Consider the following 23,805-nt stretch of genomic DNA (forward strand, 5'->3'; position numbering starts at 1 on the left):
AACCGGCCATATCCGTCGGCCCGTCACCGCAACCGCCCCCACCCTCTCGATCGTCGGATTACGCCTTCGGCTAATCCAACCTACGTTGACTGGACACCGCGGAACGCGGTACGGGTGAAACCCGCGCGATTTGCAGGGCGCCGACACAACCGATGCGCGATCAAATCGCCCCACGCTCACATCAAATCGCCCCACGCTCACGCAGCAACTGGATCACTTGCCTGGCGCCCTCTTCCACGGTCAGCGCTTCGGTGTCGATCACCAGGTCGGCATTCACCGGCACGTCGTAGGGGAAGGACTCGCCCGGTATATTTTCGCCACCGGCGGCATACAGGCCCTGCGGGTCACGCTGCTGGCAGGCCTGCGGTGACGCCTGGACGTAGACGGTGATGGCGCGCTCGCCCCCGATCAGCGCCTTGGCCTGCTCGCGGCCTTCGGCGTCCGGCGCAACGAACGCGGCCAGGGTCAGCAGGCCCGCCTCGTTGAATTGCCGTGCGACCTGGGCGGCGCGCCGCCAATTCTCGGTGCGCCCGGCGCGGTCCTGCGGCAGGCCTTTGTTCAAATCGTGGCGCAGGTTCTGGCCGTCCAGTACGAAGACCGCGCGGCCCATGTCGAACAGCTTGCGCTCCACCGCATAGGCCAGGGTGCTCTTGCCGGCGCCGGACAAGCCGGTGAACAGCACGGTCGCCGGCTGCTGGCCGAAGCGGCTTGCACGCTCTTCGGTGGAGACATGAGCCAGCGCGCCATGGTGTCCGCCGGCACCATGGACGACCGGCTCGGCAATGATCATGCCGGCGCCAACGGTGCCGTTGCTGAGGCGATCGATGATAATGAACGAACCGGTAGTACGGTTCTGCGCGTAGCCGTCCAGGGCAATCGGCGCATCCAGGCTGACCTTGACTCGGCCGATCTCGTTGAGCTGCAGGCTGCTGGCGGGGCCATGCTCCAGTGTATTCACATCGACCCGGTGAGTAATGCTGGCGATTGAGCCCGGCACGTAGCTGGTGGCGCGCTTGATGTCGTATTTCTTGCCCGGCAGCATCGGTTCCTCGGCCATCCACACCAGCATTGCGTCGAAACCGTCTGTGATGCGCGGCAGGTTGTCGGCATGCACGAGCATGTCACCACGAGACACGTCGATCTCGTCTTCCAGCGTCAGGGTAACCGCCTCGCCCGGTGTCGCCTGTTCCAGTTCACCGTCGAAGGTGACGATGGACTTGACGGTACTGCGCTTGCCGGACGGCAATACCACGACCTCGTCGCCCTTGCGCACGATGCCGCTGGCCAGGGTGCCAGCGAAACCGCGGAAGTTGAGGTTGGGCCGGTTGACGTACTGCACGGGGAAGCGCAGGTCGTCGAAGTTGCGGTCGCCGGCGATCTCGACGCTTTCCAGAATCTCCATCAGCGACTGCCCTTCATACCAGGGCGCGCGCTCGGAACGGTGGACCACGTTGTCGCCCTTGAGCGCGGACATCGGCACGAAGTGCAGCGACGACGGCTTGAGCTCGATGCGTTCGGCAAAGGCCAGGTAATCGGCCTTGATGCGCTCGAATACGGACTGGTCGAAGTCCATCAGGTCCATCTTGTTGATGGCCACGACGATGTGCTTGATGCCCAGCAGCGAGGTGATGAAGCTGTGGCGCTTGGTCTGGGTCTGCACGCCATAGCGGGCGTCGACCAGGATGATCGCCAGGTCGCAGGTGGACGCACCCGTCGCCATGTTTCGCGTGTACTGCTCGTGGCCAGGGGTGTCGGCGATGATGAACTTGCGCTTGGCGGTGGAGAAATAGCGGTAGGCGACATCGATGGTGATGCCCTGCTCGCGCTCGGCCTGCAACCCATCGACCAGCAACGCCAGGTCGACGTCATCGCCGGTGGTGCCGGATTTCTTCGAGTCGCGGGTGATGGCTTCGAGGTGGTCCTCGTAGATCATCTTCGAATCGTGCAGCAGCCGGCCAATCAGCGTGCTCTTGCCGTCATCGACGTTGCCGCAAGTGAGAAAGCGCAGGAGTTCCTTGCGCTCGTGCTGCGCCAGGTAGGCGAGGATGTCGGCGGAAATAAGGTCAGAACTATGCGACATGCTTTCTTCTCTATCGCTGGAGGCTTTAGGCTGGATGGCTTGACGAAAAAGCCCTCTGGCCGGCCTGGGTTATTTCTGGTGGAGGAGCTTGAGCAGACCGGAGAGCATCGCAGCGACCCGCTTGCTGCGCCTTATCCAGTCGTTTCCGCATTCAGCGGGAATAAATCCCACCTCAACCCCTATGTATATTTGTGTCCGCAACTCCGAGCACGAACCCTTCGCGATGCTCAGAAAGTAGCGTTTTTCCTTATCACCATCCCGAGTCATGCCTTCGGCAATGTTGCTTGGGATTGAAAGGCCAGACCGGGTGATCTGATCCTTGAAACCAAAGTCTCGGCAGTCAGCCAGCTCCCGATAAATATCAACAGAAAGCCGCGCCGACAGTTTCCATACATCCAGGCGTTCGAAATCCATTCGTTCAGCCTCCAGCCTTTAGCCTCCAGCGGCCTTAAAAATACCCCTGCCGCTTCTTCTCCTCCATCGAACCTGCGCCATCGTGGTCGATGACGCGGCCCTGACGTTCGGAAGTACGCGTCAGGAGCATTTCCTGGATGATCTCGGGAAGGCTTGACGCCGTAGATTCCACCGCACCGGTCAACGGGTAGCAGCCAAGGGTACGGAAGCGGACCATGCGCTTTTCGATGCGTCCCTTCTCCTCGTCGGTGAGATGTTCGAGGATGCGCTCATCGTCGATCATGATCAGGGTGCCGTTCTTCTCGATGACGTCGCGCTCGGCCGCGAAGTACAGCGGCACGATCGGGATCTGCTCGAGGTAGATGTACTGCCAGATGTCCAGTTCGGTCCAGTTCGACAAGGGGAACACGCGGATGGATTCGCCCTTTTTCACCTTGCCGTTGTAGAGATTCCAGAGTTCCGGGCGCTGGTTCTTCGGATCCCAGCGGTGCTTGCTGTCGCGGAAGGAGTAGACGCGCTCCTTGGCGCGGGATTTCTCCTCGTCGCGGCGGGCGCCGCCGAAAGCGGCATCGAAGCCGTATTTGTCGAGCGCCTGCTTGAGGCCCTCGGTTTTCATGATGTCGGTGTGCTTGGCGCTGCCGTGGGTGAACGGGTTGATGTTCTGCGCCACGCCATCCGGGTTGATGTGCGTGATCAGGTCCAGATCCATCTCGTTGACCATCTGCTCGCGGAAGCGGTACATCTCCTGGAACTTCCAGCGTGTATCGACGTGCAGCACCGGGAACGGCAGCTTGCCCGGAAAGAAGGCCTTGCGCGCCAGGTGCAGCATCACGGCCGAATCCTTGCCGATGGAATACAGCATCACCGGGTTGCCGAATTCGGCTGCCACCTCACGGATGATGTGGATGCTTTCCGCCTCCAGCTGTTTCAGATGCGTCAGTTTGTCGACCATGGCTACTCACGATTTGGCAGGTGGACGGCCGGCGGGCCGTGGATTGGGCGCAACTTTAACACGGCATTAGATTCTAATCAGGGCGCCTTTTAGATCTAAATGCTCTAGCTATATGCCGGGGAAAACCTTCCGTCCTTTTTGCATCACACCGCGTCGCAGCCTTCGAAGGGCTGCGTCACGCGGGGTTTGGGCAATCGATGAACAGGTGCTCGATGGCAAACCGCTTCGCCAGATGCTCACCCAGGGCCTGAACGCCGTACCGCTCGGTGGCGTGGTGACCGGCGGCAAAGAAGCTCAGTCCGTTTTCGCGTGCGATATGCACCGTAGGCTCCGAGATTTCTCCCGTCAGGTACGCATCGACGCCTGCGGTTACCGCTTGATCGATATAGCCCTGTGCACCGCCAGTGCACCAGGCGATCCGCCTGATCAAGCCAGGCCCTTCGACCATCAGCGGTTCACGCCCAAGCGCAGCGTGAACCCGACGCATGAAATCAGCCGGCATAAGCGGCATATCGAGAGCACCCACAAGCCCGACCGAGCGAGGATTATCCGGCTCCAAAGCGCCCTCGATGGTCAACCCGAGCAGGCGCGCCAACTGCACGTTGTTACCCACCTCGGGATGGACATCGAGTGGCAGGTGATAGGCAAGCAGACTGATGTCATGGCTGAGCAGGGTTTTCAGCCGTCGCTGCTTGATCCCAACGACACGCGGATCTTCGTTCTTCCAGAAATAGCCGTGGTGCACCAGCACCACATCGGCTTGCGCCTCGACGGCCGCATCCAGCAACGCCTGGCTAGCGGTGACGCCGCTGACGATGCGCTGTACCTGCGGGCGGCCCTCCACCTGCAAGCCGTTAGGACAATAATCGGGAATCTTCGCGGCGTTGAGGAAGCGGTCGGATTCCTCGACCAGGGTGGTCAGCGCGACGGCCATGCAAGCATGCTCCTTGTACAGAGTATCTACGGGATCAGTGAGTCGGCGCGGTCCATCGGCGAAACGGACGGGACACCAATCAGAAATGTTGCGGATTAAGCGTTCTGGACGGTGCGTTGCAGTTTTGCCGCCGGCAAGGCTGCTTTTCACGGCCAGCTTCGTATAATGCCGCCACCTTAAGAGGCGCTCTTGCCTTCCGCAACCTGTCCGGACGTCCCATCGCGATGATCAATGCCCTGCGTTTTTTTGGCTGGCCGTTGCTGGTAGGCCTGCTGGCGGCCCTGCTGATCATTCAGCGCTATCCGCAGCTGGTAGGACATCGCGCCGAGCCGGAATACAGCCTGCAGCAAGCGCCGCTGATCGGCATCCCCCAGCAAGGCCCCTACTCCTATGCCAACGCGGTCAGCAGCGCTGCGCCCGCAGTGGCCAATCTCTACACCACCAAGGTGATCGACAGCGCCAGCCAGCCGCCCATGCTCAAGGACGATCCGCTGTTCCGGCGCTTCTACGGGGACAACCTGCCGCGTCAACGCCGCATGGAATCGAGCCTGGGCTCGGCGGTGATCATGAGCCCGGAAGGCTACCTGCTGACCAACAACCACGTCACGGCGAATGCAGAACAGATCGTCGTGGCGTTGCGCGATGGCCGGGAAACCCTGGCACGGGTGATCGGCAGCGACCCTGAAACCGATCTGGCGGTACTCAAGATCGACCTGGCGGACCTGCCTGCGATCACCATCGGCCGCTCGGATGGCATTCGCATCGGGGACGTGACGCTGGCGATCGGTAATCCGTTCGGCGTCGGGCAAACCGTGACGATGGGCATCATCAGCGCAACCGGCCGTAACCAGCTGGGTCTCAATACCTACGAGGACTTCATCCAGACTGACGCGGCGATCAACCGCGGTAACTCGGGCGGTGCGCTGGTGGATACCGCCGGCCACCTGATCGGCATCAACACGGCAATCATCTCCGAGTCCGGCGGATCACAGGGCATCGGCTTCGCCATCCCGGTGAAGCTCGCCATGGACGTGATGAAATCCATCATCGAGCATGGCCAGGTCATTCGCGGCTGGCTGGGGGTCGAGGTGCAGTCCCTTACGCCGGAGCTGGCCGAATCGTTCGGCCAGGCCGGTCGGCCCGGAATCGTTGTTGCGGGTGTCTACCGCGACGGGCCGGCTGAACGCGCCGGCCTGCTGCCGGGCGACCTCATCCTCAGCATCGATGGGGCGCAGGCAAGCGATGGCCGCCGTTCAATGAACCAGGTTGCCCAGGTGCGACCCGGGGACAAAATCGATATCGACATTCTGCGTAACGGCAAGCCGCTGACGCTGACGGCCGAGGTGGGCATGCGGCCACTGGTGGAGAAAGCGCCGCAACAGCAAGCGCCGCAATAGCCCGCTCGCGCGGCCAAGCGATCAAGCGATCAAGCGGGAGCGTACTCGACGCTCGAGCAGGCCTGGGCGCTCGTTCGCAGTGGGGCGAAAACCGTAGCGGTAGTTCACCTGCGCAGAGAGACCACCGCAGGAGCGAAACACCTGCCCGGTCTGTGCCGAGCAGCGCCTGGGGAGAACGGGCGATACGCGATCAAACTGGCTGCGACCGCGGCCAGCACCGGCCGGAGACAGACGCTGCATGGGCCAGAAGGCTTGCAGCGACAGTGGTCAGCCGATGCGCTTCAGCGCATCGAGTAATGCCTGATTCTGCTCCGGCGCCCCGATACTGATCCGCAGAAACTGCTCGATGCGCCCCTGCTTGAAGTGGCGCACGATAACGCCATGCTCGCGAAGCCCGGCAGCCAGCGCAGCAGCATCGCGCTGCGGATGCCGGGCGAAGATGAAGTTCGCCGCCGAGGGCAGCACCTCAAAGCCTAACGCCTGCATGGCAACCGTCAAGGCTTCGCGACTGGCGATCACCTGCTGGCAGCTTTGCTCGAAATATGCACGATCTTCGAACGCAGCCGCCGCGCCGGCAATGGCGATGCGGTCCAGCGGGTAGGAATTGAAACTGTTCTTGATGCGCTCCAGCGCTTCGATCAGATCCGGATGCCCTACCGCCAGGCCGACACGCAGCCCTGCCAGCGAGCGAGATTTCGACAATGTCTGGGTGACCAGCAGGTTCGGGTAGCGATCCACTAACGCAATTGCCGACTCACCGCCGAAGTCGATGTAAGCCTCATCGACCACAACGACCGAATCGGGGTTCGTCTGCAGCAGCCGCTCGATGGCCTCCAGCGCCAGCAGGCGGCCGGTCGGTGCGTTGGGGTTGGGAAAAATGATTCCGCCGTTGGGCCGGGCATAATCGGCCACCTCGATCTGAAACCTGTCATCCAGCGCAATGGGCTCATAGGCGATGCCGTACAGGGCGCAATAGACCGGGTAGAAGCTGTAGGTCACGTCGGGAAACAGCAGCGGCTTGCCATGCTGGAAGAGTCCGTGAAAGACGTGGGCCAGTACCTCGTCCGAGCCATTGCCGACGAACACCTGGTCCGGCCGGACGTGATAGTAATCAGCGACGGCGCGCTTGAGTCGCTCGCCGTTCGGATCCGGATACAGCCGCAGGTTGTCGTTCAGCTCGGCCTGCATCGCTGCGAGCGCCCTGGGCGAAGGACCGTAGGGGTTCTCATTGGTGTTGAGCTTGACCAGATTGGTCAGCTTCGGCTGCTCGCCGGGCACATAGGGAACCAGCTGTTTGACGAAGGGGCTCCAGAATTTGCTCATCGGCCTTATTCCTTGGTATTCAAATGGTTTGATCGCTGGAAGCTGGAGGCTGAACGAAGATGCACGCGCGCAGCACCAACCTTGGCTGCGCCACCCAACCCGGAGCCAGCTTGCTGGCGAAGCTTTCAAGGCGGTTCGCGAGCAAGCTCGCGCCTACACGTCCAGCCTTCAAGCCCGCAGCGTTTTGTTCGTCTTTACCGCTTTATCCGGTATTCGGCGCTGCGTGCGTGAGCGGTGAGCGACTCACCGCGCGCCAGTACCGAGGCGACCTTGCCCAGCGCGGATGCACCCTCAGCCGAACAGTGGATGATCGAGGAGCGCTTCTGGAAATCGTACACGCCCAAGGGTGACGAGAATCGCGCAGTGCCCGAGGTGGGCAAGACATGATTCGGCCCAGCGCAGTAATCGCCCAGCGCCTCGGCGGTGTAACGCCCCATGAAAATCGCTCCCGCATGGCGAATCTGCGGCAGCCACGCATCGGGATCAGCCACGGACAGCTCGAGGTGCTCGGGCGCGATGCGATTAGCGACATCGATCGCCTGCTGCATGTCAGCAACCTGAATCAGTGCCCCGCGCCCCAGCAGCGAGGCGCGAGCGATTTCGCTACGCTCAAGGCTCGGCAGCAAACGGGAGATGCTTTCAGCGACCCGATCAAGAAAGGACGCATCCGGGCTGACCAGGATCGACTGCGCATCTTCGTCGTGCTCGGCCTGGGAGAACAGGTCCATGGCGATCCAGTCGGGATCGGTCCGGCCGTCGCACACCACCAGAATCTCGGAGGGGCCGGCGATCATGTCGATACCGACCTTGCCGAATACGTGGCGCTTGGCCGTCGCGACATAGATGTTGCCGGGCCCGACAATCTTGTCGACTGGCGGGACGCTTTCGGTGCCGTAGGCCAGCGCAGCGACGGCCTGAGCCCCACCGATGGTGAAGACCCGGTCGACGCCGGCGATGCACGCGGCCGCCAGCACCAGTTCGTTGAGCTCACCGCGCGGAGTGGGGACCACCATCACCACCTCCGGCACCCCTGCAACCTTCGCCGGGATGGCGTTCATCAGCACTGACGACGGATACGATGCCTTGCCACCCGGCACATAGAGACCCGCGCGATCAAGCGGCGTGACTTTCTGACCAAGCACGGTGCCGTCAGCTTCGGTGTAGCTCCAGGAGTCCTGCTTTTGCCGTTCGTGGTAAGTACGGACCCGTTCAGCGGCAGCTTCCAGCGCCTGGCGCTGGGCCGGGCTGATCCGTGTGAGCGCCAGTTCAAGCCGCTCACGCGGCAGGATCAGGTCAGCCATGGAGGCCACCTCAAGGCCGTCGAACCGCTGGGTCAGCTCCACCAGTGCGGCATCGCCACGCTCGCGCACGGCCCTGATGATCTCCAGCACACGCTGATTGACACCATCATCGGAGACGCTTTCCCAGCTCAGCAGACGATCCAGGTGTCGCGAGAAGTCGGGATCGGCGGCGTTGAGTCGGCGGATGTCGATGGGAGCGGTCATAACGGGCCTCATGAACGGATGAATACAGCGATAGTCAGGCGCCCTAGACTAACAAGCCGACCGCGCGGGCACCTGGATATTTAGGCTATGACGCGGATCGGCTGGCCGGCGGTTTAGCGTCCGGCCGGTGCTCACGGGTGCTGGGCAGTGGCGCTCTGGAGCGCATCGATCAGGGCCTGGATGCGCGCATGCTGCATCTTCATCGAGGCCTTGTTGACCACCAGGCGCGAGCTGATCATGGCGATCAGTTCCTGGGGCTCCAGACCATTGGCGCGCAGCGTATTGCCGGTGTCGACGACGTCGATGATCTTGTCTGCCAGCCCCACCAGGGGCGCAAGCTCCATCGAGCCGTAAAGCTTGATGATGTCGACCTGCCGCCCTTGCTCGGCGTAGTAGCGCTTGGCGACGTTGACGAATTTGGTCGCGACCCGCAGACGCCCCTTGGGCTCTGCTGCGCCGACCTTTCCGGCGGTCATCAGCTTGCAGTTGGCGATCCGCAGGTCCAGCGGCTCGTACAGCCCTTGCCCGCCGTATTCCATCAGCACGTCCTTGCCGGCGACGCCAAGGTCCGCTGCGCCGTGCTCGACATAGGTCGGTACATCCGTGGCACGCACGATCAGCAGACGCACATCCTCCTGCGTAGTCGGGATGATCAGCTTACGGCTTTTTTCCGGATTCTCGGTGGGGACGATGCCGGCGGCGGCGAGCAGCGGCAGCGTATCGTCCAGGATGCGACCTTTGGACAGGGCGATGGTGAGCATGAACGGTTAATTCCTTGAAGCCTATTGATGGCGACCTTGGCATCGGCCCGGGCAGGGCAGGTACGGATCTCGACCTTGGCCGCCGGCAGCGCCGGCAGCCGCAGCCTGTTCCGCCAGTTAGCCCGGCACGCGACGAATCTTGGCGCCCAGCAATTGCAGCTTTTCCTCGATGCATTCGTAACCGCGGTCGATGTGGTAGATGCGGTCGATCAATGTGTCGCCCTCAGCCACCAGGCCCGCGATGACCAGGCTCGCTGACGCGCGCAGGTCGGTCGCCATGACCGGTGCACCCTTGAGCCTGGACACGCCGGTCACGATGGCGGTATTGCCCTCGACCAGAATCTGTGACCCCATGCGATTCATTTCGTAAACGTGCATGAAGCGGTTCTCGAACACCGTCTCGATAACTGTCCCGGTGCCTTCAGCGATCGCATTCATGGCAATGAACTGCGCCTGCATATCGGTCGGAAACGCAGGATAAGGCGCTGTGCGAACATTTACCGCTTTTGGCCGATTGCCCTTCATGTCCAGCTCGATCCAGTTGCTCCCGGTGTCGATGTGCGCACCGGCCTCGTCGAGCTTGTGCAACACCGCCTCGAGCAGCGTCGCATCGGTGTCCTTGAGCTTTACGCGTCCGCCAGTGGCGGCAGCGGCCACCAGATAGGTGCCCGTCTCGATGCGGTCGGGCATCACGCTGTAACGGCCGCCACCCAGGCGCTTCACGCCGTCGATGGTGATGGTATCGGTGCCGGCGCCGGTGATCCGTGCACCCATGGCGTTGAGGAAGTTGGCCAGGTCGACCACCTCCGGTTCACGCGCGGCGTTCTCCAGCACCGAGCGGCCATTGGCCAATGCCGCCGCCATCATGATGTTCTCGGTACCGGTCACGCTGACGATGTCGAAGAAGAAGTGTGCACCGCGCAGACCGCCAGCTGGCGCCTTCGCCTTGATGTAGCCGCCTTCGACGTCGATCTGTGCGCCCATGGCTTCCAGACCGCGAATGTGCAGGTCCACCGGACGTGAGCCGATGGCACAACCGCCGGGCAGGGCCACTTCGGCTTCGCCGAACCGAGCCACCATCGGCCCCAGAACGAGAATCGAAGCCCGCATGGTCTTGACCAGCTCGTACGGCGCGACCAGTGTCTGGATGCCGCTGGCGTCGACTTCAACGCTGAGTTTTTCGTCGATGATCGGTTGCACGCCCATGCGGCCGAACAGCTCGATCATGGTGGTGATGTCGTGCAAGTGTGGCAGGTTGCAGACGGTCACCGGCGTATCGGCCAGCAAGGTAGCGGCCAGAATCGGAAGGGCCGAGTTCTTGGCGCCGGAGATGCGAATCTCGCCGTTGAGGCGGGCACCGCCAGTGATGATCAGTTTATCCATGAATGTTCCCGTAACCCACAGGCTCGAAGCACTGGCGAAGGAGAGCCGCGCACGACCCTGACGGTCGCGCACGGACTGACTGAGAGATGCCTGTTATGACCGGCGATCAGCCACGCGCAAGCCAGTCGGCACGACTGAAGAATTTCATCGTAACGGCGTGGAGGCTGCCGTCGGCGATCCACGGATTCAGATGAGCATAGATCTGTTGCTGGCGCTTGACCGGGCTCATGCCCGCCAACTCGTCGCTGATCACATTCAACTGGAAGTTGCAGCCCTCGCCTTCGACTTCCACCTGAGCGCCTGAAAGCTTCTCTTCCAGAAAATTCTTAACTTCTACGGCCTGCATGTTCAACCTCGATCGGCGCCGGACGCGCACGGCCGGTCATCATACAAAAAAGCCCGGAGACTGCGAACCCCGAAGCCACGCTGACTGACGAAGCTGCATTCAGTCGAGCGTTTCGGCATCGGCGTCGCGCCGCTGCGGATGTCGGCTGCTGGCCGCCACCGCGGGGAAACGAGATGACGCGAAGCGCACCACCAGAACAGCCACTGCCAGCAGCAGGATCGCTGCGGAAATATAGACGACACCCATATCCGGACGGTGGTGGTGCGAGACGTCGGAGATCAGCAGCCGGGTCAATGCGGTGATTGCGACATAGATCAAAAAACGCACCGGCATATGGTTGGTCTTGAAGTAGATACCCACCATCGCACCGAGTTCGAGGTAGATGAACAGCAGCAGAATGTCATCAACGCTGATGCTGCCTTTCTCGACCATGCCCAGAAACGCAACCAACCCAGCCCAGGCGGTGACGGCGCCGATCGCGAACAGCGACAGGTAGTGAAAGGTCTCGACCAGAAGATTACCCAACGACTCAGCGGCCAGGTGCACCTTGGCCCGCGCCGCTTCCGCCCAGCGCAGCACCATCAGGCAGCGCCTCCCGTGTCGTCTGCCAGCGAAAGGATATCCAGCAAACCGGAGACCCGCGCCAACTCCCGCATGTCTGCCGGCAGGCCGGTAATAACCAGCTCATCGCCCTGTTTCTGCACATCCCGGGTGAAGGCCAACAGCAAGGACAAGCCGACGCTACTGGATCGTTCAACCGCAGAGCAATCGACCGACACGCGCGCGCCCTTGGCCTGACGAATCAGCGCCTGACCCTGCCGACGCAAGGCTGGGCCGGACTGATGATCGAGCACGCCCGACAGGCGAATCTCGCCGTCAGCGCCCCGCTCAACCCGTCCGTCACTCATCGCCCGCCGCCCGTTGGCCCGCCTCGGTGTCCTTGGCTCGCGCCACTACCTCGGCCCAGCCATCGATGGTCTTGTCCAGGTCGCCGTTGTTTTTCTGCATGGCGTCGGCAAACTGATCACGGAACAGCTTGCCGATGTTGATGCCGTTGATGATCACGTTGCGAATCATCCAATTGCCGTCATGATTGACCATGGTGTAGGAGATTGGATAGATCTCGCCCTGGCGCCCGGTCACCTCCATGCCGACACTGGTGCGCTGCGGGTCCTGCTTGCCGCTGGCGGGAAGGACCTTGATCTGCTGGTTGTTGTATTCCAGCAGCGCATTTCCGTAGAACTGCATCAGGCTGCGCTTGAAGCTCTCCTGGAAGCGAGTCAGCTGGGCGGGACTCGCATTACGCGAGTACTTCACGGTCATGATGCTCCGTGAAATGCCTTCGGCATCCACCACCGGCCCCAGAATATCGTTGAGCGAGTCGTAAAATGCGCTCGGATCCTGCCGGTACTGCTCCTTGTTGGCCTTGATATCAGCAAGCAATTCATCAGTGGTGCGCTGGATCACTTCGTGGGCGCTGGGCGCCGCCTGAACCAGGAGGGGGAAGGCAGCCAGCAGCACCAGCAAGCCGCGACGCAGGGCAGTCATCATGGGTTGCACCTCACTCTTTATTAACCGAATTGAGTAGAAACTTGCCGATCAGCTCTTCGAGCACCAACGACGACTGGGTATCGTGGATCGTGTCGCCGTCGCCGAGCGTTTCCTCTTCGCCACCAACGCTGATGCCAATGTATTTCTCGCCGAGCAACCCGGCAGTGAGGATAGAAGCGGTGGAGTCGATCGGCAGGATGTCGACGTCTTTCTGAACTTCCAGGGTGACACGTCCGGTATAGCTTTCGCGATCCAGATCGATCGCCGTCACCTTGCCGATGGTCACCCCAGCCATGGTGACTCTGGAGCGGACACTCAGACCGGCCGTATTGTCGAAATAGGCGTACAGCTTATAGGTGTCGGTACTGGCAACGCTCAGTCCGCTGACCCGCAACGACAGCAGCAGCAAGGCCAGAACGCCCGCCAGCAGAAACAGACCAACACCTATTTCCAGGGTGCGGATACGCATCAGAAATCTCCATACATCAAGGCGGTCAGAATAAAGTCGAGACCGAGTACCGCCAGCGAGGCGTAAACCACGGTTCGGGTGGTGGCGCGACTGATCCCTTCGGACGTCGGTTCGCAGTCGTAGCCCTGGAATACCGCGATCCAGGTCACCACGACAGCAAACACCATGCTTTTGATGACGCCGTTCAACACATCGGACGAGAAGGTGACACTGTCCTGCATGTTGGCCCAGAACGAGCCTTCATAAACGCCGAGCCAGTCCACCGCAACCATGGCGCCGCCCCAGATGCCGACGACGTTGAAGATTACGGTGAGCAATGGCAGCGATATGAAGCCGGCCCATAACCGCGGTGCGACGATGTACTTCAACGGATCGACACCGATCACTTCCAGGCTGGACAGCTGCTCGGTGGACTTCATGTTGCCGATCTCGGCCGCCAGTGCCGAGCCCGCACGCCCGGCAAAGAGTAATGCTGTGACCACTGGCCCCAATTCGCGCAACAGCGTCAGCGCCACCATCTGGCCCACGGCCTGCTCGGAGCCATAACTGCTGAGGATGCTGTAGCCCTGGAGCGCCAATACCATGCCAATGAACACCCCAGAGACCACGACAATCGCCAGAGACAGCACGCCAACCGAATACAACTGCCTGATCAGCAGAGAGAATCGACCGTCCAGCCCGCTGGGGCCGCACAATGCGCGAAAAAGAAACAGCGTCGCGCGCCCCTGAGCCGCGACCACGTTCATTCCAGCCTCACCTACCAGGCGGACACGCTCGATCAACGAAGGTTTACGCATCTGGGCCTCGCAAAAGATCCTCGGCATAGGCCGGCGCCGGAAAATGGAACGGCACCGGACCGTCCGCGGTCCCTTTCATGAATTGCCGAATCCGCGGGTTGGTCGATTCGTGAAGCTCCGCCGGCGTCCCCTGCCCCAGTATCTGGGCGTCGCCCACCACATAGATGTAGTCAGCGATGCTCGCGGTTTCGGCCACGTCGTGGGAGACGACGATACTGGTGATTCCCAGCGCGTCGGTCAGCATGCGAATCAGCTGTACCAGAACGCCCATTGCAATGGGGTCCTGTCCCGCGAACGGCTCGTCATACATCAGGATCTGCGGGTCGAGCGCGATGGCACGCGCCAGCGCCACCCGCCGTTTCATTCCGCCCGACAGCTCTTCGGGCATCAACTCGACTGCACCGCGCAAGCCAACCGCCTGCAGTTTCATCAGCACGATGTCGCGAATCATCTCTTCGGACAGCTTGGTGTGGACGCGCAGCGGGAAGGCGACGTTCTCGAACACATCAAGGTCCGTGAACAAGGCGCCGCTCTGGAACAGCACACCCATCTGCTTGCGCATGTCGAACAGCTCGCGACGCGACAGCGTCGGCAAATTGGTTCCCGACACCCAGACTTCACCGTGGGCCGGCTTGAGTTGGGCGGCGATCAGGCGCAGCAAGGTAGTCTTGCCACAGCCGGAAGGGCCCATGATGGCCGTCACCTTGCCGCGGGGAATGACCATGTCGACGTTGTTGAAAATGCTCCGGTCACCGCGCTTGAAGGTCACATCCTTCAGCTCGACGGCGTTAGCGTTGGCGGTGCTCATCGGATCTCCTCGGATACAGCTTGCGAATCAGACGCCCCCCGTTCTTTCGGAGATACTTCGCAGAGCCGTTTTTGGCGGTGCGAACTATAGCACCGCGTCATGGGCGCCCCAAGCCGGTCTCTGTATCGCTGCATGAACGAGCGTACAGTCGTTCAGCCTGGGTTCAGCTTCAAACGCGACGATCCGCGCCACGCTTTTCGGTGAGCGGCGCCCAGTTTACCGTTATAATCCCGCGCTTTCATTCAGGCGATGATCCAGACATGAGCCAGAGCAGCCAGCTGATCGAGACTGCCCAGCGTACCATCCGCATGGAAATGGAGGCAGTGGAGCAGCTCAGCACACGCATCGATGAGCACTTCGTCAACGCTTGCGAACTCATCCTTCGGTGCAAGGGCCGAGTCGTTGTCGTCGGCATGGGCAAGTCCGGGCACATCGGCAACAAGATCGCCGCCACGCTCGCCAGCACCGGTACCACGGCATTCTTCGTCCATCCGGCCGAGGCCAGCCATGGCGACATGGGGATGATCACGCATGATGACGTGGTGCTGGCGCTTTCCAATTCGGGAACCACCAGCGAAATCGTCACCTTGCTGCCACTGATCAAGCGCCTCGGCATCACCCTGATCAGCATGACGGGCAACCCCGATTCAGTGCTCGCAAAGGCGGCGGCGGTGAACATCGACGCGAGCGTCGCCATCGAGGCCTGCCCCCTGAACCTGGCACCGACATCCTCGACCACCGTCAGCCTGGTATTGGGTGACGCGCTGGCGATTGCGCTGCTGGAAGCGCGCGGCTTTACCGCCGAGGATTTCGCCTTCTCACATCCGGGCGGCGCCTTGGGCAGGCGCCTGCTGCTGAAGGTCGAGCATGTGATGCACACTGGCGACCGCCTGCCGCTGATCAATCGTGGCACATCCCTGCGCGAGGCCCTGCTGGAAATGACCCAGAAAGGACTCGGCATGACGGCGGTGGTCGAGGCAGACGGCCGCCTGGCGGGGATCTTCACCGACGGCGACTTGCGCCGCACGCTGGACAAGGACATCGATATTCGTCAGGCCAGCATCGATCAGGTCATGACACTGCACGGCAAGACCGCTTATGCCGACATGCTTGCGGCCCAAGCACTGAAAATCATGGAAGACAACAAGATCAGCGCGCTCGTGGTGGTTGATGAAAACGACCGACCGATTGGCGCGTTGAACATGCACGATCTGTTGCGCGCAGGAGTGATGTAAGTGAACGACTTGTTACGACGTGCCCGCGACGTTCGCCTGGCCATATTCGATGTCGATGGCGTACTCACCGACGGCAAGCTGTACTTTCTTGTCGATGGCAGCGAGTTCAAGACCTTCAACACCCTGGACGGCCACGGCATCAAGATGCTGATCAACTCCGGCGTACGCACCGCGATCATCAGCGGCCGCAAGACCCCGGTGGTTGAACGCCGGGCGCAAAACCTGGGCATCCAGCACCTGTATCAGGGGCGTGAGGACAAGCTCGTGGTGCTCGATGAATTACTCGGCGAACTCGGCCTCGACTACGCCGAGGTCGCCTACCTCGGCGATGACCTGCCAGACCTGCCGGTGATTCGCCGGGTAGGCCTGGGCATGGCGGTCGCCAGTGCCGACGCGTTCGTTCGCCAGCATGCTCACGGCGTCACCACCGCCCGTGGTGGCGAGGGCGCGGCGCGAGAATTCTGCGAACTGATCATGCGGGCCCAGGGCAGCCTCGAAGCCGCTCAGGCCGCTTACCTCTAGGGGCATCCATGTTAAGCAGACTCCACTTCCCCGTCATTCTGCTATTCATCGCTCTGCTTCTGATTGCGATCGGCTACTGGAACATTCGCCCCGAGAGCTTCATGCAGGACGCACCCGCGACCCAGGACAAAGAGTCGACCATCGACTTCTACGTCAGCAACTCCCGCACCGTGCAATACCAGCCGGACGGCAAGCGCAACTATGAGCTGACTGCCGAAAGGGTGGAGCATATCAAGGCCAGCGATATCAGCTTGCTGACCCGCCCCGACCTTCGTTCCTTTCGAGGGTCCGAGCTGCCGTGGCAGGTCACCAGCGAGCGCGGCGAAGTGGGCCCGCAGGGCGAGGAAGTCGAGCTGATCGATAACGTCAGGATCGAACGCAATGACGCCAAGGGCCGCCCGACGGTCATTACCACCAGCCGGATGACGGTGCTGCCCGAGAAGGATTATGCCGAGACCCGCCAACCCGTTAGAATCCTTGCCGCAAACGGTGTAACGACCGCTACGGGCATGAAAGCGTATCTAGATGAAGGCAGGATGCTCCTGCTATCCAACGTAAGAGGCCAGCATGAGCTGCGTTAAGACCCTCCCCCTCCTGATCGGTTTGAGTATCTTCCTGCTCGGCTCGAACGCCCATGCGCTTCCAGAAGACCGCAACCAGCCTATCCGCGTGCAGGCCGACACCGCCGAACTGGACGATAAACAGGGCGTAGCCGTCTATCGCGGCGATGTGGTCATCACCCAGGGCACCATGAAAATTACGGGCAACACGGTCACCATCACCCAGGACGAAAACGGTGATGTCGAGGTTTTCACCGCCATCGGCAAGCCGGCCCACTACGAGCAGAAGCCAGCGGCAGACAAGGAAATCGTCAAGGCGTACGGGCTGACCATCCAGTATTTCGCCGCGAACGAAAGGATCGTGCTGATCGACCAGGCAAAGGTCGTACAGGAAGGCAACACGTTTGAAGGCGAAAAGATCGTCTATGACAGCCAGCGGCAGATCGTCAATGCTGGTCGCGCCACTGATACCGATGTGACCACGCCGCGCCCCCGTGTGGACATGGTCATCCAGCCGCGCAAGAAAGACCGGCCGGCAACGGAGCAGACCGAGTAATGGCAATTCTCAAGGCCCAGCATCTGGCGAAGAGCTATAAGAGTCGTCAGGTCGTGCGTGATGTCAGTCTGTCCATCGAAAGCGGCCAGATCGTGGGCCTGCTGGGCCCAAATGGTGCCGGCAAGACCACCTGCTTCTACATGATCGTCGGTTTGGTAAACGCGGATCAGGGCCGGGTGCTGATCGACGACCAGGACGTGACGCACCTGCCCATGCACGGCCGAGCCCGAGCCGGTATTGGCTATCTGCCGCAGGAGGCCTCGATCTTTCGCAAGCTGTCGGTAGCCGACAACATCATGGCGATCCTGGAAACGCGCAAGGACCTTGACCGCAGCGGTCGGCAACAAGCCCTGGAAGGCCTGCTGCAGGAATTTCACATTCACCACATCCGCGACAGCCTCGGCATGAGCCTGTCCGGTGGCGAACGACGCCGCGTCGAGATAGCCCGTGCCCTGGCCACGGCACCCAAGTTCATTCTTCTCGACGAACCCTTCGCTGGCGTCGACCCGATCTCGGTCGGCGACATCAAGCAGATCATTCATCACCTGAAGGTCAAGGGCATCGGTGTGCTGATCACCGATCACAACGTCCGCGAGACGCTGGACATCTGCGAAACCGCCTACATCGTCAATGACGGTCAATTGATCGCCGAAGGCGACGCAGAGACCATCCTGGCCAACCAACTGGTCAAGGAAGTCTATCTGGGACACGAATTCCGCCTTTGACGTGGTTTTTTCTGCCCGGACGAACCTGCAGGGCTAGGCAAAGGCTTCATTGGCAGGCATATAATTTGCTTACGCGGGCGCGCGGCGCCAGCGAAATCGGAACAGGCGCGGTTGCGCCGGCAAACAAGGTTCGAAGTCCTCTGCCATGAAACCATCGCTAGTCCTGAAGATGGGCCAGCAGCTGACGATGACACCGCAGCTGCAACAAGCCATACGATTGCTCCAGCTATCCACGCTCGATCTGCAGCAGGAGATCCAGGAAGCGCTGGACTCCAATCCCATGCTCGAACGCGAAGAAGACGGAGAAGATTTCGATAACTCCGACCCGATGGCCGAGTCGATCGAAAAGAACAGCGAAAGCCCTCCAGCCGACTCGCCCGCGCAGAGCGAGCCGGACAATCACCATGACGAGCCCATCAATACCGTTGAGAACCTCGAAGAAGGCGACTGGGGCGATCGCATCCCCAATGAACTCCCGGTAGACACCGCCTGGGAAGACATCTATCAGACCAGCGCCAGCAGCTTGCCGAGCAGCGATGACGATGAGTGGGATTTCACCAGCCGGACCACCAGCGGCGAAAGTCTGCAAAGCCACCTGCTCTGGCAACTCAACCTCGCCCCGATGAGCGACACCGACCGCCTCATCGCGGCCACCCTGATCGATTGCATCAATCCACAGGGTTACCTCGACGAAACGCTTGAAGAAGTCCTCGAATCCTTCGATCCAGAACTTGAAATCGAACTCGATGAGGTCGAAGTGGTGCTGCGCCGCATCCAACAGTTCGAGCCCGCAGGCATCGGTGCCCGCGATCTACGCGAGTGCCTGTTGTTGCAGCTTCGTCAACTGCCCGAACGCACCGAGTGGCTGAGTGAGGCCATCCGGCTGGTGAGTGATCACCTGGATATTCTTGGCGGGCGCGATTACAGCTTGCTGATGCGCAGGATGAAGCTCAAAGAAGACGAACTGCGCCAGACCATCGACCTGATCCAAACGCTCAATCCACGCCCCGGCTCGCAGATCGAAGCGGGCGAGCCCGAATATGTGGTGCCTGACGTGATCGTGCGCCGGCACAATGGCCGCTGGCTGGTGGAACTGAATCAGGAGGCAATGCCGCGCCTGAGGGTAAATGCCCAATACGCCGGGTTCGTCAAACGTGCCGACTCCAGCACCGATAACACCTTCATGCGAAACCAGCTGCAAGAAGCCCGCTGGTTCATCAAAAGCCTGCTCAGCCGCAACGAAACGCTGATGAAGGTGGCCACCCAGATCGTCGAACATCAGCGGGGCTTTTTCGAGCACGGCGACGAGGCCATGAAACCGCTGGTGCTGCACGACATCGCCGAAGCGGTGGGGATGCACGAGTCGACCATTTCACGGGTCACGACGCAAAAGTTCATGCACACCCCCCGGGGCATCTACGAACTCAAATACTTCTTCTCGAGCCATGTGAGCACTGCCGAAGGCGGCGAGTGTTCATCCACCGCCATCCGCGCAATCATCAAGAAACTGGTGGCCGCGGAAAACCAGAAAAAGCCATTGAGCGACAGCAAGATCGCTGGTCTACTGGAGGCACAGGGGATTCAGGTCGCACGCCGCACCGTCGCAAAGTACCGCGAATCACTCGGTATCGCGCCATCCAGCGAGCGCAAGCGGCTGATGTAACACCAGGGCACTGGTCGATTTCTTCCGATGGCGGCTTACAGCCCACCAATCCGCACGTGACAAAAAGGAGACGCAGTATGCAAGTCAACATCACTGGCCTTCACCTGGAAATCACCGAACCCCTGCGTGACTACGTCGAGGAGAAATTCGAGCGGTTAGAACGGCATTTCGATCGCATCATTGCCATTCAAGTCATTCTTCAGGTCGAGAAGCTGAGGCAGAAGGCCGAAGCGACCTTGCATGTAGCCGGCCGCGAAGTTGTCGCCAACGCCGAGCACAGCGACATGTACGCCGCGATCGATCTGCTTGCGGACAAGCTCGACCGGCAACTCATCAAGCATAAGGAAAAGCAGCTCGACCACCTTCAGGGCGCCCTGGCTCGCTAACCCATCATGATCCGAATCGAAAATATCCTGACCCCCGGCCGCGCCCTGGTGGGCGTACCGGGCGGCAGCAAGAAGCGCGTCCTGGAGCAGATCGCCAAGGTGCTTGGCGGGGACCTGCCGGATCTTGATAGCCAAGCGATCTTTGAAAGTTTCATTGCCCGCGAGAAACTTGGCTCAACCGGCTTCGGCAATGGCATTGCGATCCCGCACTGCCGTATGCCCGGCTGCACATCGCCGCTCAGTGCAGTGCTGAGGCTCGATACGCCAGTAGATTTCGATGCGATCGACGGCGCTCCCGTCGATCTATTGTTCGTATTGCTGGTGCCAGAAGCAGCCACCGATGAACATCTGGAGCTGCTCCGCCAGATTGCCAGCATGCTCGATCGCGAAGAGGTCCGTGAACGGCTGCGCCAGGCCACGTCGGGACAGGAACTGTATCAGGCGGTGGTGGATATTCAGAACGGTCGTTAGTGGTCGGCCGAAACAACTTAAGCGGTGGCAGGCAAGCCCGACCGCCGGGTTCCGTGGAGGCCCGAAGGAACGCGCATGGATGGGCTATGGCTGTGTTCTGACCGGGTTCGCAGCCGTGGCTGTTTTAACGAGACATGTCTGCTCGAGTGGTTTTCCAACAGCCTGCTAGGACAGCGCAGTATTCTGCCGCCCTACGCTGAGTGAGAAAAGAACGTGCCCCTTATTTGCCAATACAGCCCCTGCCGGGGCGACGCGAAAAAAGCTTTTCGAGGCCAAGCCCTGCTCAATGGTGCAGTTCGATGCGGTTGATCATCGTCAGTGGGCGCTCTGGCTCCGGCAAGAGCACTGCGCTAAATGTCCTTGAAGACAATGGTTTCTACTGTATCGACAACCTCCCCGCCGGCCTTCTGCCAGAGCTGGCGGAAAGGGCGCTGTTGCACACAGAGCTGCTGCAGCCACAAGTCGCGGTGTCTATCGATGCGCGCAACCTGCCGAGTCAACTGAAACGCTTTCCCGAGCTGCTCGAAGACGTCCGTGGCCGATATATCCAGTGCGATGTACTGTATCTCGATGCCGCCGACGAGACATTGCTCAAGCGCTTTTCGGAGACCCGTAGGCGGCATCCGCTGACCAACCAGAACCGCTCCCTGGCCGAAGCCATCCGTGACGAAGAATTGCTTCTGGCGCCTATCATCGATCACGCCGATTTGAAGATCGACACCACACACCTGAATCTTTATCAGCTACGAGACACGCTGAAGCTGCGCCTGCTGGACAAGCCGGAGCCGGGTACGGCTTTTCTCTTCGAGTCCTTTGGCTTTAAACGTGGCATGCCGGTGGACGCCGACCTGGTATTCGATGTGCGTTGCCTGCCCAACCCCTACTGGAAGGCCGATCTGCGCGATTTCTCCGGGCTTGATCAGCCTGTTGTCGATTATCTTGCGGCGCAAACGGATGTCGAAGAGATGTTTCAGGATATCTTCGCCTACCTGAGCAAATGGCTTCCGCGCTTCGCCGCCAGCAACCGCGCCTATGTCACGGTCGCCATTGGCTGCACCGGTGGACACCACCGTTCGGTCTATCTGGCCGAGCGGCTCGGTCATGCGCTGCGCGCACCTCTAAAGAACGTCCAGGTCCGCCACCGCGACCTGACCTAGGAATACACATGCCGTCGTGCGAAATCACCATCATCAACAAGCTCGGTCTGCATGCCCGGGCAGCTGCCAAGTTTGTCGGAGTCGCTAATCGATTCCCTTGCGACATCCGCTTGGGGCGCTGTCCCTCCAGCCTCATAGATGGCAAAAGCATCATGGCGGTGATGATGCTCGCTGCCAGCAAAGGCACCCGTCTGCACGTGCAGACAGAGGGCGAACAGGCGCATGAAGCGCTCCAGGCGCTGCTCGCCCTGATTGAAGACTGTTTCGAAGAGGGCGAATAGAGCCGCTGAAGGCTGAAGGCTGAAGGCTGAACAGTTTCAGGCCCGACCTGGTCAGGCTGCTAGTTTCCGGCTTACGGCTGCTTTTCCGTCCAGCTTTCCAGCCTCCAGCGCCGTTGTCGTCTTTTCAGCTTCCCGCCACCTTCATCCGCTCGATCAGCACCGACCCGGTGTGAATGCTGCTGCGCGACTCGACATCACAGCCAACCGCAACGATCTGGCGGAACATGTCGCGCAGGTTTCCCGCGATGGTGACCTCCTGCACCGGAAACTGAATCTCGCCGTTCTCGACCCAATAACCACCGGCGCCGCGCGAATAGTCACCCGTCACCAGGTTCAAGCCCTGCCCCATCAGTTCGGTGACCAACAGCCCACGGCCCATTCGGCGGATCAGTGCGGCCTGGTCTTCATCACCTTGGCTGACGAAGAGGTTGTGTACCCCACCCGCATTGGCAGTACTGGGCATGCCCAGCTTGCGCCCGGAATAGGTGCCAAGCACATAAGAGACCAACTGGCCATTCTCGACGAACGGCTTGGCATAGGTCGCCAGGCCATCGCCGTCATAAGCCGAACTGGCCAGCCCGCGAGGCAGATGCGGACGTTCGTCGAGATTCAGCCATTGCGGAAACAGCGTCTGCCCCAGTGCGCCTTCCAGATAGGACGAGTTTCGATAGAGATTGCCGCCGGAGATCGCCGCGAGAAAATGCCCAAACAGCCCCGTCGCGAGGTCCGCAGAAAACAGCACCGGCACATCGCAGGTCGGAACGGGACGCGCACCCAGTCGGCGAACGGCACGCTCGGCGGCACGCCGGCCAATCGACTCGGCAGAGGCCAGGTCGGCTGCAACACGCGAGACGTCGTAGTGATAATCCCGCTGCATCTGCCCGCCGGCCTCGGCAATCATCACGCTGCTGAGGCTGTGACGAGAACTGCAGTAAGCACCGATGAAGCCATTGCTGTTGCCATAACCGCGGCACCCCTGGTGGGTGCTCAGGCTGGTGCCGTCGGCGTTGAGAATCCGCTTGTCCGCGGCGAAAGCCGCCGCCTCGCAGCTGAGCGCCAGCTCGATGGCTTCGTCAGGAGAGATCCCCCAGGGATGATAGAGATCCAGGTCCGGCACGTCCTTCGCCATCAACGCCGGATCGGCAAGCCCGGCAAACTCGTCGGCGGACGCGTGTTTGGCGATCGCCAAGGCAGCCGCCACGGTTTCGCGGACCGCTTGGTCGCCGCTGCCAGTCGTGCTCGCCGAGCCTTTGCGCTGACCGACGTAAAGCGTGATGCCGAAGCCCTGATCGCGATTGAATTCGACCGTTTCCACTTCCCGCTGGCGGACCGTTGTCGACAGGCCCTGCTCCATCGAGACGGAGACTTCGCAGGCACTGGCACCTTGTCGGCTGGCCTCCTCCAAGATCTTCGCGATCTTTTCGCGCACGCCTGGCAACGCATGCGGACCGATCCCCTCGACTTCACTCATACATACTCCAACAACTGATTCGACCAAGTTGCAGCCAGCGCTGCTCGGCTGAGCTCCG

27 protein-coding genes are annotated in these 23,805 nt (G+C 61.0%); 11 read left to right on the forward strand and 16 right to left on the reverse strand.

All coding sequences use genetic code 11. The annotated features are described in order from the left end of the window. Nucleotides 1-181 precede the first annotated feature (181 nt). The 4 genes from cysN to NA637_RS06110 form a co-directional block, all read right to left on the reverse strand. Entirely contained in the window at nt 182-2,080 is a 1,899-nt protein-coding gene (gene cysN, locus NA637_RS06095; RefSeq protein ID WP_256071439.1) for a sulfate adenylyltransferase subunit CysN, read from the reverse strand. 69 nt (nt 2,081-2,149) lie between these two features. After that, nucleotides 2,150-2,494, reverse strand: a complete 345-nt coding sequence (locus tag NA637_RS06100; protein WP_256071440.1) for a four helix bundle protein — start codon at nt 2,492-2,494, stop codon at nt 2,150-2,152. A gap of 34 nt (nt 2,495-2,528) precedes the next feature. Continuing rightward, nucleotides 2,529-3,446, reverse strand: a complete 918-nt coding sequence (gene cysD / locus NA637_RS06105; RefSeq protein WP_256071441.1) for a sulfate adenylyltransferase subunit CysD — start codon at nt 3,444-3,446, stop codon at nt 2,529-2,531. A 175-nt stretch (nt 3,447-3,621) separates the two neighbouring features. Further along, nucleotides 3,622-4,380, reverse strand: a complete 759-nt coding sequence (locus NA637_RS06110) for a Nif3-like dinuclear metal center hexameric protein (protein WP_256071442.1) — start codon at nt 4,378-4,380, stop codon at nt 3,622-3,624. Between the two features lie 224 nt (nt 4,381-4,604). On the opposite strand from NA637_RS06110, the gene algW reads away from it, so the two are divergent. Next, nucleotides 4,605-5,777, forward strand: a complete 1,173-nt coding sequence (algW, locus tag NA637_RS06115) for a Do family serine endopeptidase AlgW (protein WP_256071443.1) — start codon at nt 4,605-4,607, stop codon at nt 5,775-5,777. Nucleotides 5,778-6,044: 267 nt separating this feature from the next. On the opposite strand, the gene hisC is transcribed toward algW, so the two are convergent. The 11 genes from hisC to NA637_RS06170 all read right to left on the reverse strand — a co-directional run bounded on the left by hisC (nt 6,045) and on the right by NA637_RS06170 (nt 14,720). Beyond that, nucleotides 6,045-7,100: a histidinol-phosphate transaminase gene (gene hisC / locus NA637_RS06120; protein ID WP_256071444.1), complete on the reverse strand. Its 1,056-nt coding sequence runs from the start codon at nt 7,098-7,100 to the stop codon at nt 6,045-6,047. 194 nt (nt 7,101-7,294) lie between these two features. Next, nucleotides 7,295-8,605, reverse strand: coding sequence for a histidinol dehydrogenase (hisD, locus tag NA637_RS06125; protein WP_256071445.1), 1,311 nt, complete (start codon nt 8,603-8,605; stop codon nt 7,295-7,297). Between the two features lie 131 nt (nt 8,606-8,736). Continuing rightward, a complete protein-coding gene (gene hisG / locus NA637_RS06130) occupies nt 8,737-9,366 on the reverse strand; it encodes an ATP phosphoribosyltransferase (protein ID WP_256071446.1) in 630 nt (209 codons plus the stop codon). 117 nt (nt 9,367-9,483) lie between these two features. Further along, nucleotides 9,484-10,749, reverse strand: coding sequence for a UDP-N-acetylglucosamine 1-carboxyvinyltransferase (gene murA, locus NA637_RS06135; protein WP_256071447.1), 1,266 nt, complete (start codon nt 10,747-10,749; stop codon nt 9,484-9,486). Nucleotides 10,750-10,855: 106 nt separating this feature from the next. Continuing rightward, a complete protein-coding gene (locus NA637_RS06140) occupies nt 10,856-11,095 on the reverse strand; it encodes a BolA family protein (RefSeq protein ID WP_256071448.1) in 240 nt (79 codons plus the stop codon). Nucleotides 11,096-11,194: 99 nt separating this feature from the next. Further along, nucleotides 11,195-11,677 (reverse strand): phosphate-starvation-inducible protein PsiE, encoded by a 483-nt coding sequence (locus NA637_RS06145; RefSeq protein ID WP_256071449.1) that lies wholly within the window; start codon nt 11,675-11,677, stop codon nt 11,195-11,197. Then, nucleotides 11,677-12,003 carry an STAS domain-containing protein gene (locus NA637_RS06150; RefSeq protein WP_256071450.1) on the reverse strand — a complete coding sequence of 109 codons (327 nt, stop codon included), beginning with the start codon at nt 12,001-12,003 and terminating at the stop codon, nt 11,677-11,679. The genes NA637_RS06145 and NA637_RS06150 overlap by 1 nt, the downstream gene beginning before the upstream one ends. Next, entirely contained in the window at nt 11,996-12,646 is a 651-nt protein-coding gene (locus tag NA637_RS06155; protein ID WP_256071451.1) for an MlaC/ttg2D family ABC transporter substrate-binding protein, read from the reverse strand. The genes NA637_RS06150 and NA637_RS06155 overlap by 8 nt, the downstream gene beginning before the upstream one ends. A 10-nt stretch (nt 12,647-12,656) precedes the next feature. After that, nucleotides 12,657-13,115 carry an outer membrane lipid asymmetry maintenance protein MlaD gene (gene mlaD / locus NA637_RS06160; RefSeq protein ID WP_256071452.1) on the reverse strand — a complete coding sequence of 153 codons (459 nt, stop codon included), beginning with the start codon at nt 13,113-13,115 and terminating at the stop codon, nt 12,657-12,659. Continuing rightward, entirely contained in the window at nt 13,115-13,912 is a 798-nt protein-coding gene (gene mlaE, locus NA637_RS06165) for a lipid asymmetry maintenance ABC transporter permease subunit MlaE (RefSeq protein WP_256071453.1), read from the reverse strand. Before mlaE ends, mlaD begins: the two co-directional genes overlap by 1 nt. Continuing rightward, nucleotides 13,905-14,720, reverse strand: a complete 816-nt coding sequence (locus NA637_RS06170) for an ATP-binding cassette domain-containing protein (RefSeq protein WP_256071454.1) — start codon at nt 14,718-14,720, stop codon at nt 13,905-13,907. Before NA637_RS06170 ends, mlaE begins: the two co-directional genes overlap by 8 nt. Nucleotides 14,721-14,980: 260 nt before the next feature. Between NA637_RS06170 and NA637_RS06175 the strand changes: the two genes are divergently transcribed. The 10 genes from NA637_RS06175 (at nt 14,981) to NA637_RS06220 (ending at nt 22,276) form a co-directional block, all read left to right on the forward strand. Beyond that, nucleotides 14,981-15,955, forward strand: coding sequence for a KpsF/GutQ family sugar-phosphate isomerase (locus NA637_RS06175; RefSeq protein WP_256071455.1), 975 nt, complete (start codon nt 14,981-14,983; stop codon nt 15,953-15,955). Next, on the forward strand, nt 15,956-16,477 hold the full coding sequence (locus NA637_RS06180; protein WP_256071456.1) for a KdsC family phosphatase: 522 nt from the start codon (nt 15,956-15,958) through the stop codon (nt 16,475-16,477). It abuts the gene before it with no gap. 8 nt (nt 16,478-16,485) lie between these two features. Next, on the forward strand, nt 16,486-17,058 hold the full coding sequence (gene lptC / locus NA637_RS06185) for an LPS export ABC transporter periplasmic protein LptC (protein WP_256071457.1): 573 nt from the start codon (nt 16,486-16,488) through the stop codon (nt 17,056-17,058). Continuing rightward, complete coding sequence (gene lptA / locus NA637_RS06190) at nt 17,045-17,593, forward strand: lipopolysaccharide transport periplasmic protein LptA (RefSeq protein WP_256071458.1); 549 nt, start codon at nt 17,045-17,047, stop codon at nt 17,591-17,593. Before lptC ends, lptA begins: the two co-directional genes overlap by 14 nt. Next, nucleotides 17,593-18,318 (forward strand): LPS export ABC transporter ATP-binding protein, encoded by a 726-nt coding sequence (lptB, locus tag NA637_RS06195; protein WP_256071459.1) that lies wholly within the window; start codon nt 17,593-17,595, stop codon nt 18,316-18,318. The genes lptA and lptB overlap by 1 nt, the downstream gene beginning before the upstream one ends. A 145-nt stretch (nt 18,319-18,463) precedes the next feature. Further along, entirely contained in the window at nt 18,464-19,981 is a 1,518-nt protein-coding gene (locus tag NA637_RS06200; protein ID WP_256071460.1) for an RNA polymerase factor sigma-54, read from the forward strand. 77 nt (nt 19,982-20,058) lie between these two features. After that, a complete protein-coding gene (gene hpf / locus NA637_RS06205) occupies nt 20,059-20,367 on the forward strand; it encodes a ribosome hibernation-promoting factor, HPF/YfiA family (protein ID WP_256071461.1) in 309 nt (102 codons plus the stop codon). Nucleotides 20,368-20,373: 6 nt separating this feature from the next. Beyond that, complete coding sequence (ptsN, locus tag NA637_RS06210; protein WP_256071462.1) at nt 20,374-20,838, forward strand: PTS IIA-like nitrogen regulatory protein PtsN; 465 nt, start codon at nt 20,374-20,376, stop codon at nt 20,836-20,838. A 299-nt stretch (nt 20,839-21,137) separates the two neighbouring features. Then, nucleotides 21,138-21,995, forward strand: coding sequence for an RNase adapter RapZ (gene rapZ / locus NA637_RS06215; protein ID WP_256071463.1), 858 nt, complete (start codon nt 21,138-21,140; stop codon nt 21,993-21,995). 8 nt (nt 21,996-22,003) lie between these two features. Beyond that, nucleotides 22,004-22,276, forward strand: coding sequence for an HPr family phosphocarrier protein (locus NA637_RS06220; RefSeq protein ID WP_256071464.1), 273 nt, complete (start codon nt 22,004-22,006; stop codon nt 22,274-22,276). Between the two features lie 124 nt (nt 22,277-22,400). Here NA637_RS06220 and pmbA read toward each other — a convergent pair whose 3' ends face one another. Next, nucleotides 22,401-23,747 (reverse strand): metalloprotease PmbA, encoded by a 1,347-nt coding sequence (gene pmbA, locus NA637_RS06225; protein ID WP_256071465.1) that lies wholly within the window; start codon nt 23,745-23,747, stop codon nt 22,401-22,403. Nucleotides 23,748-23,805: the final 58 nt, after the last annotated feature.

Source organism: Stutzerimonas stutzeri, from assembly GCF_024448935.1.
GTDB classification, from domain to species: domain Bacteria; phylum Pseudomonadota; class Gammaproteobacteria; order Pseudomonadales; family Pseudomonadaceae; genus Stutzerimonas; species Stutzerimonas stutzeri_AO.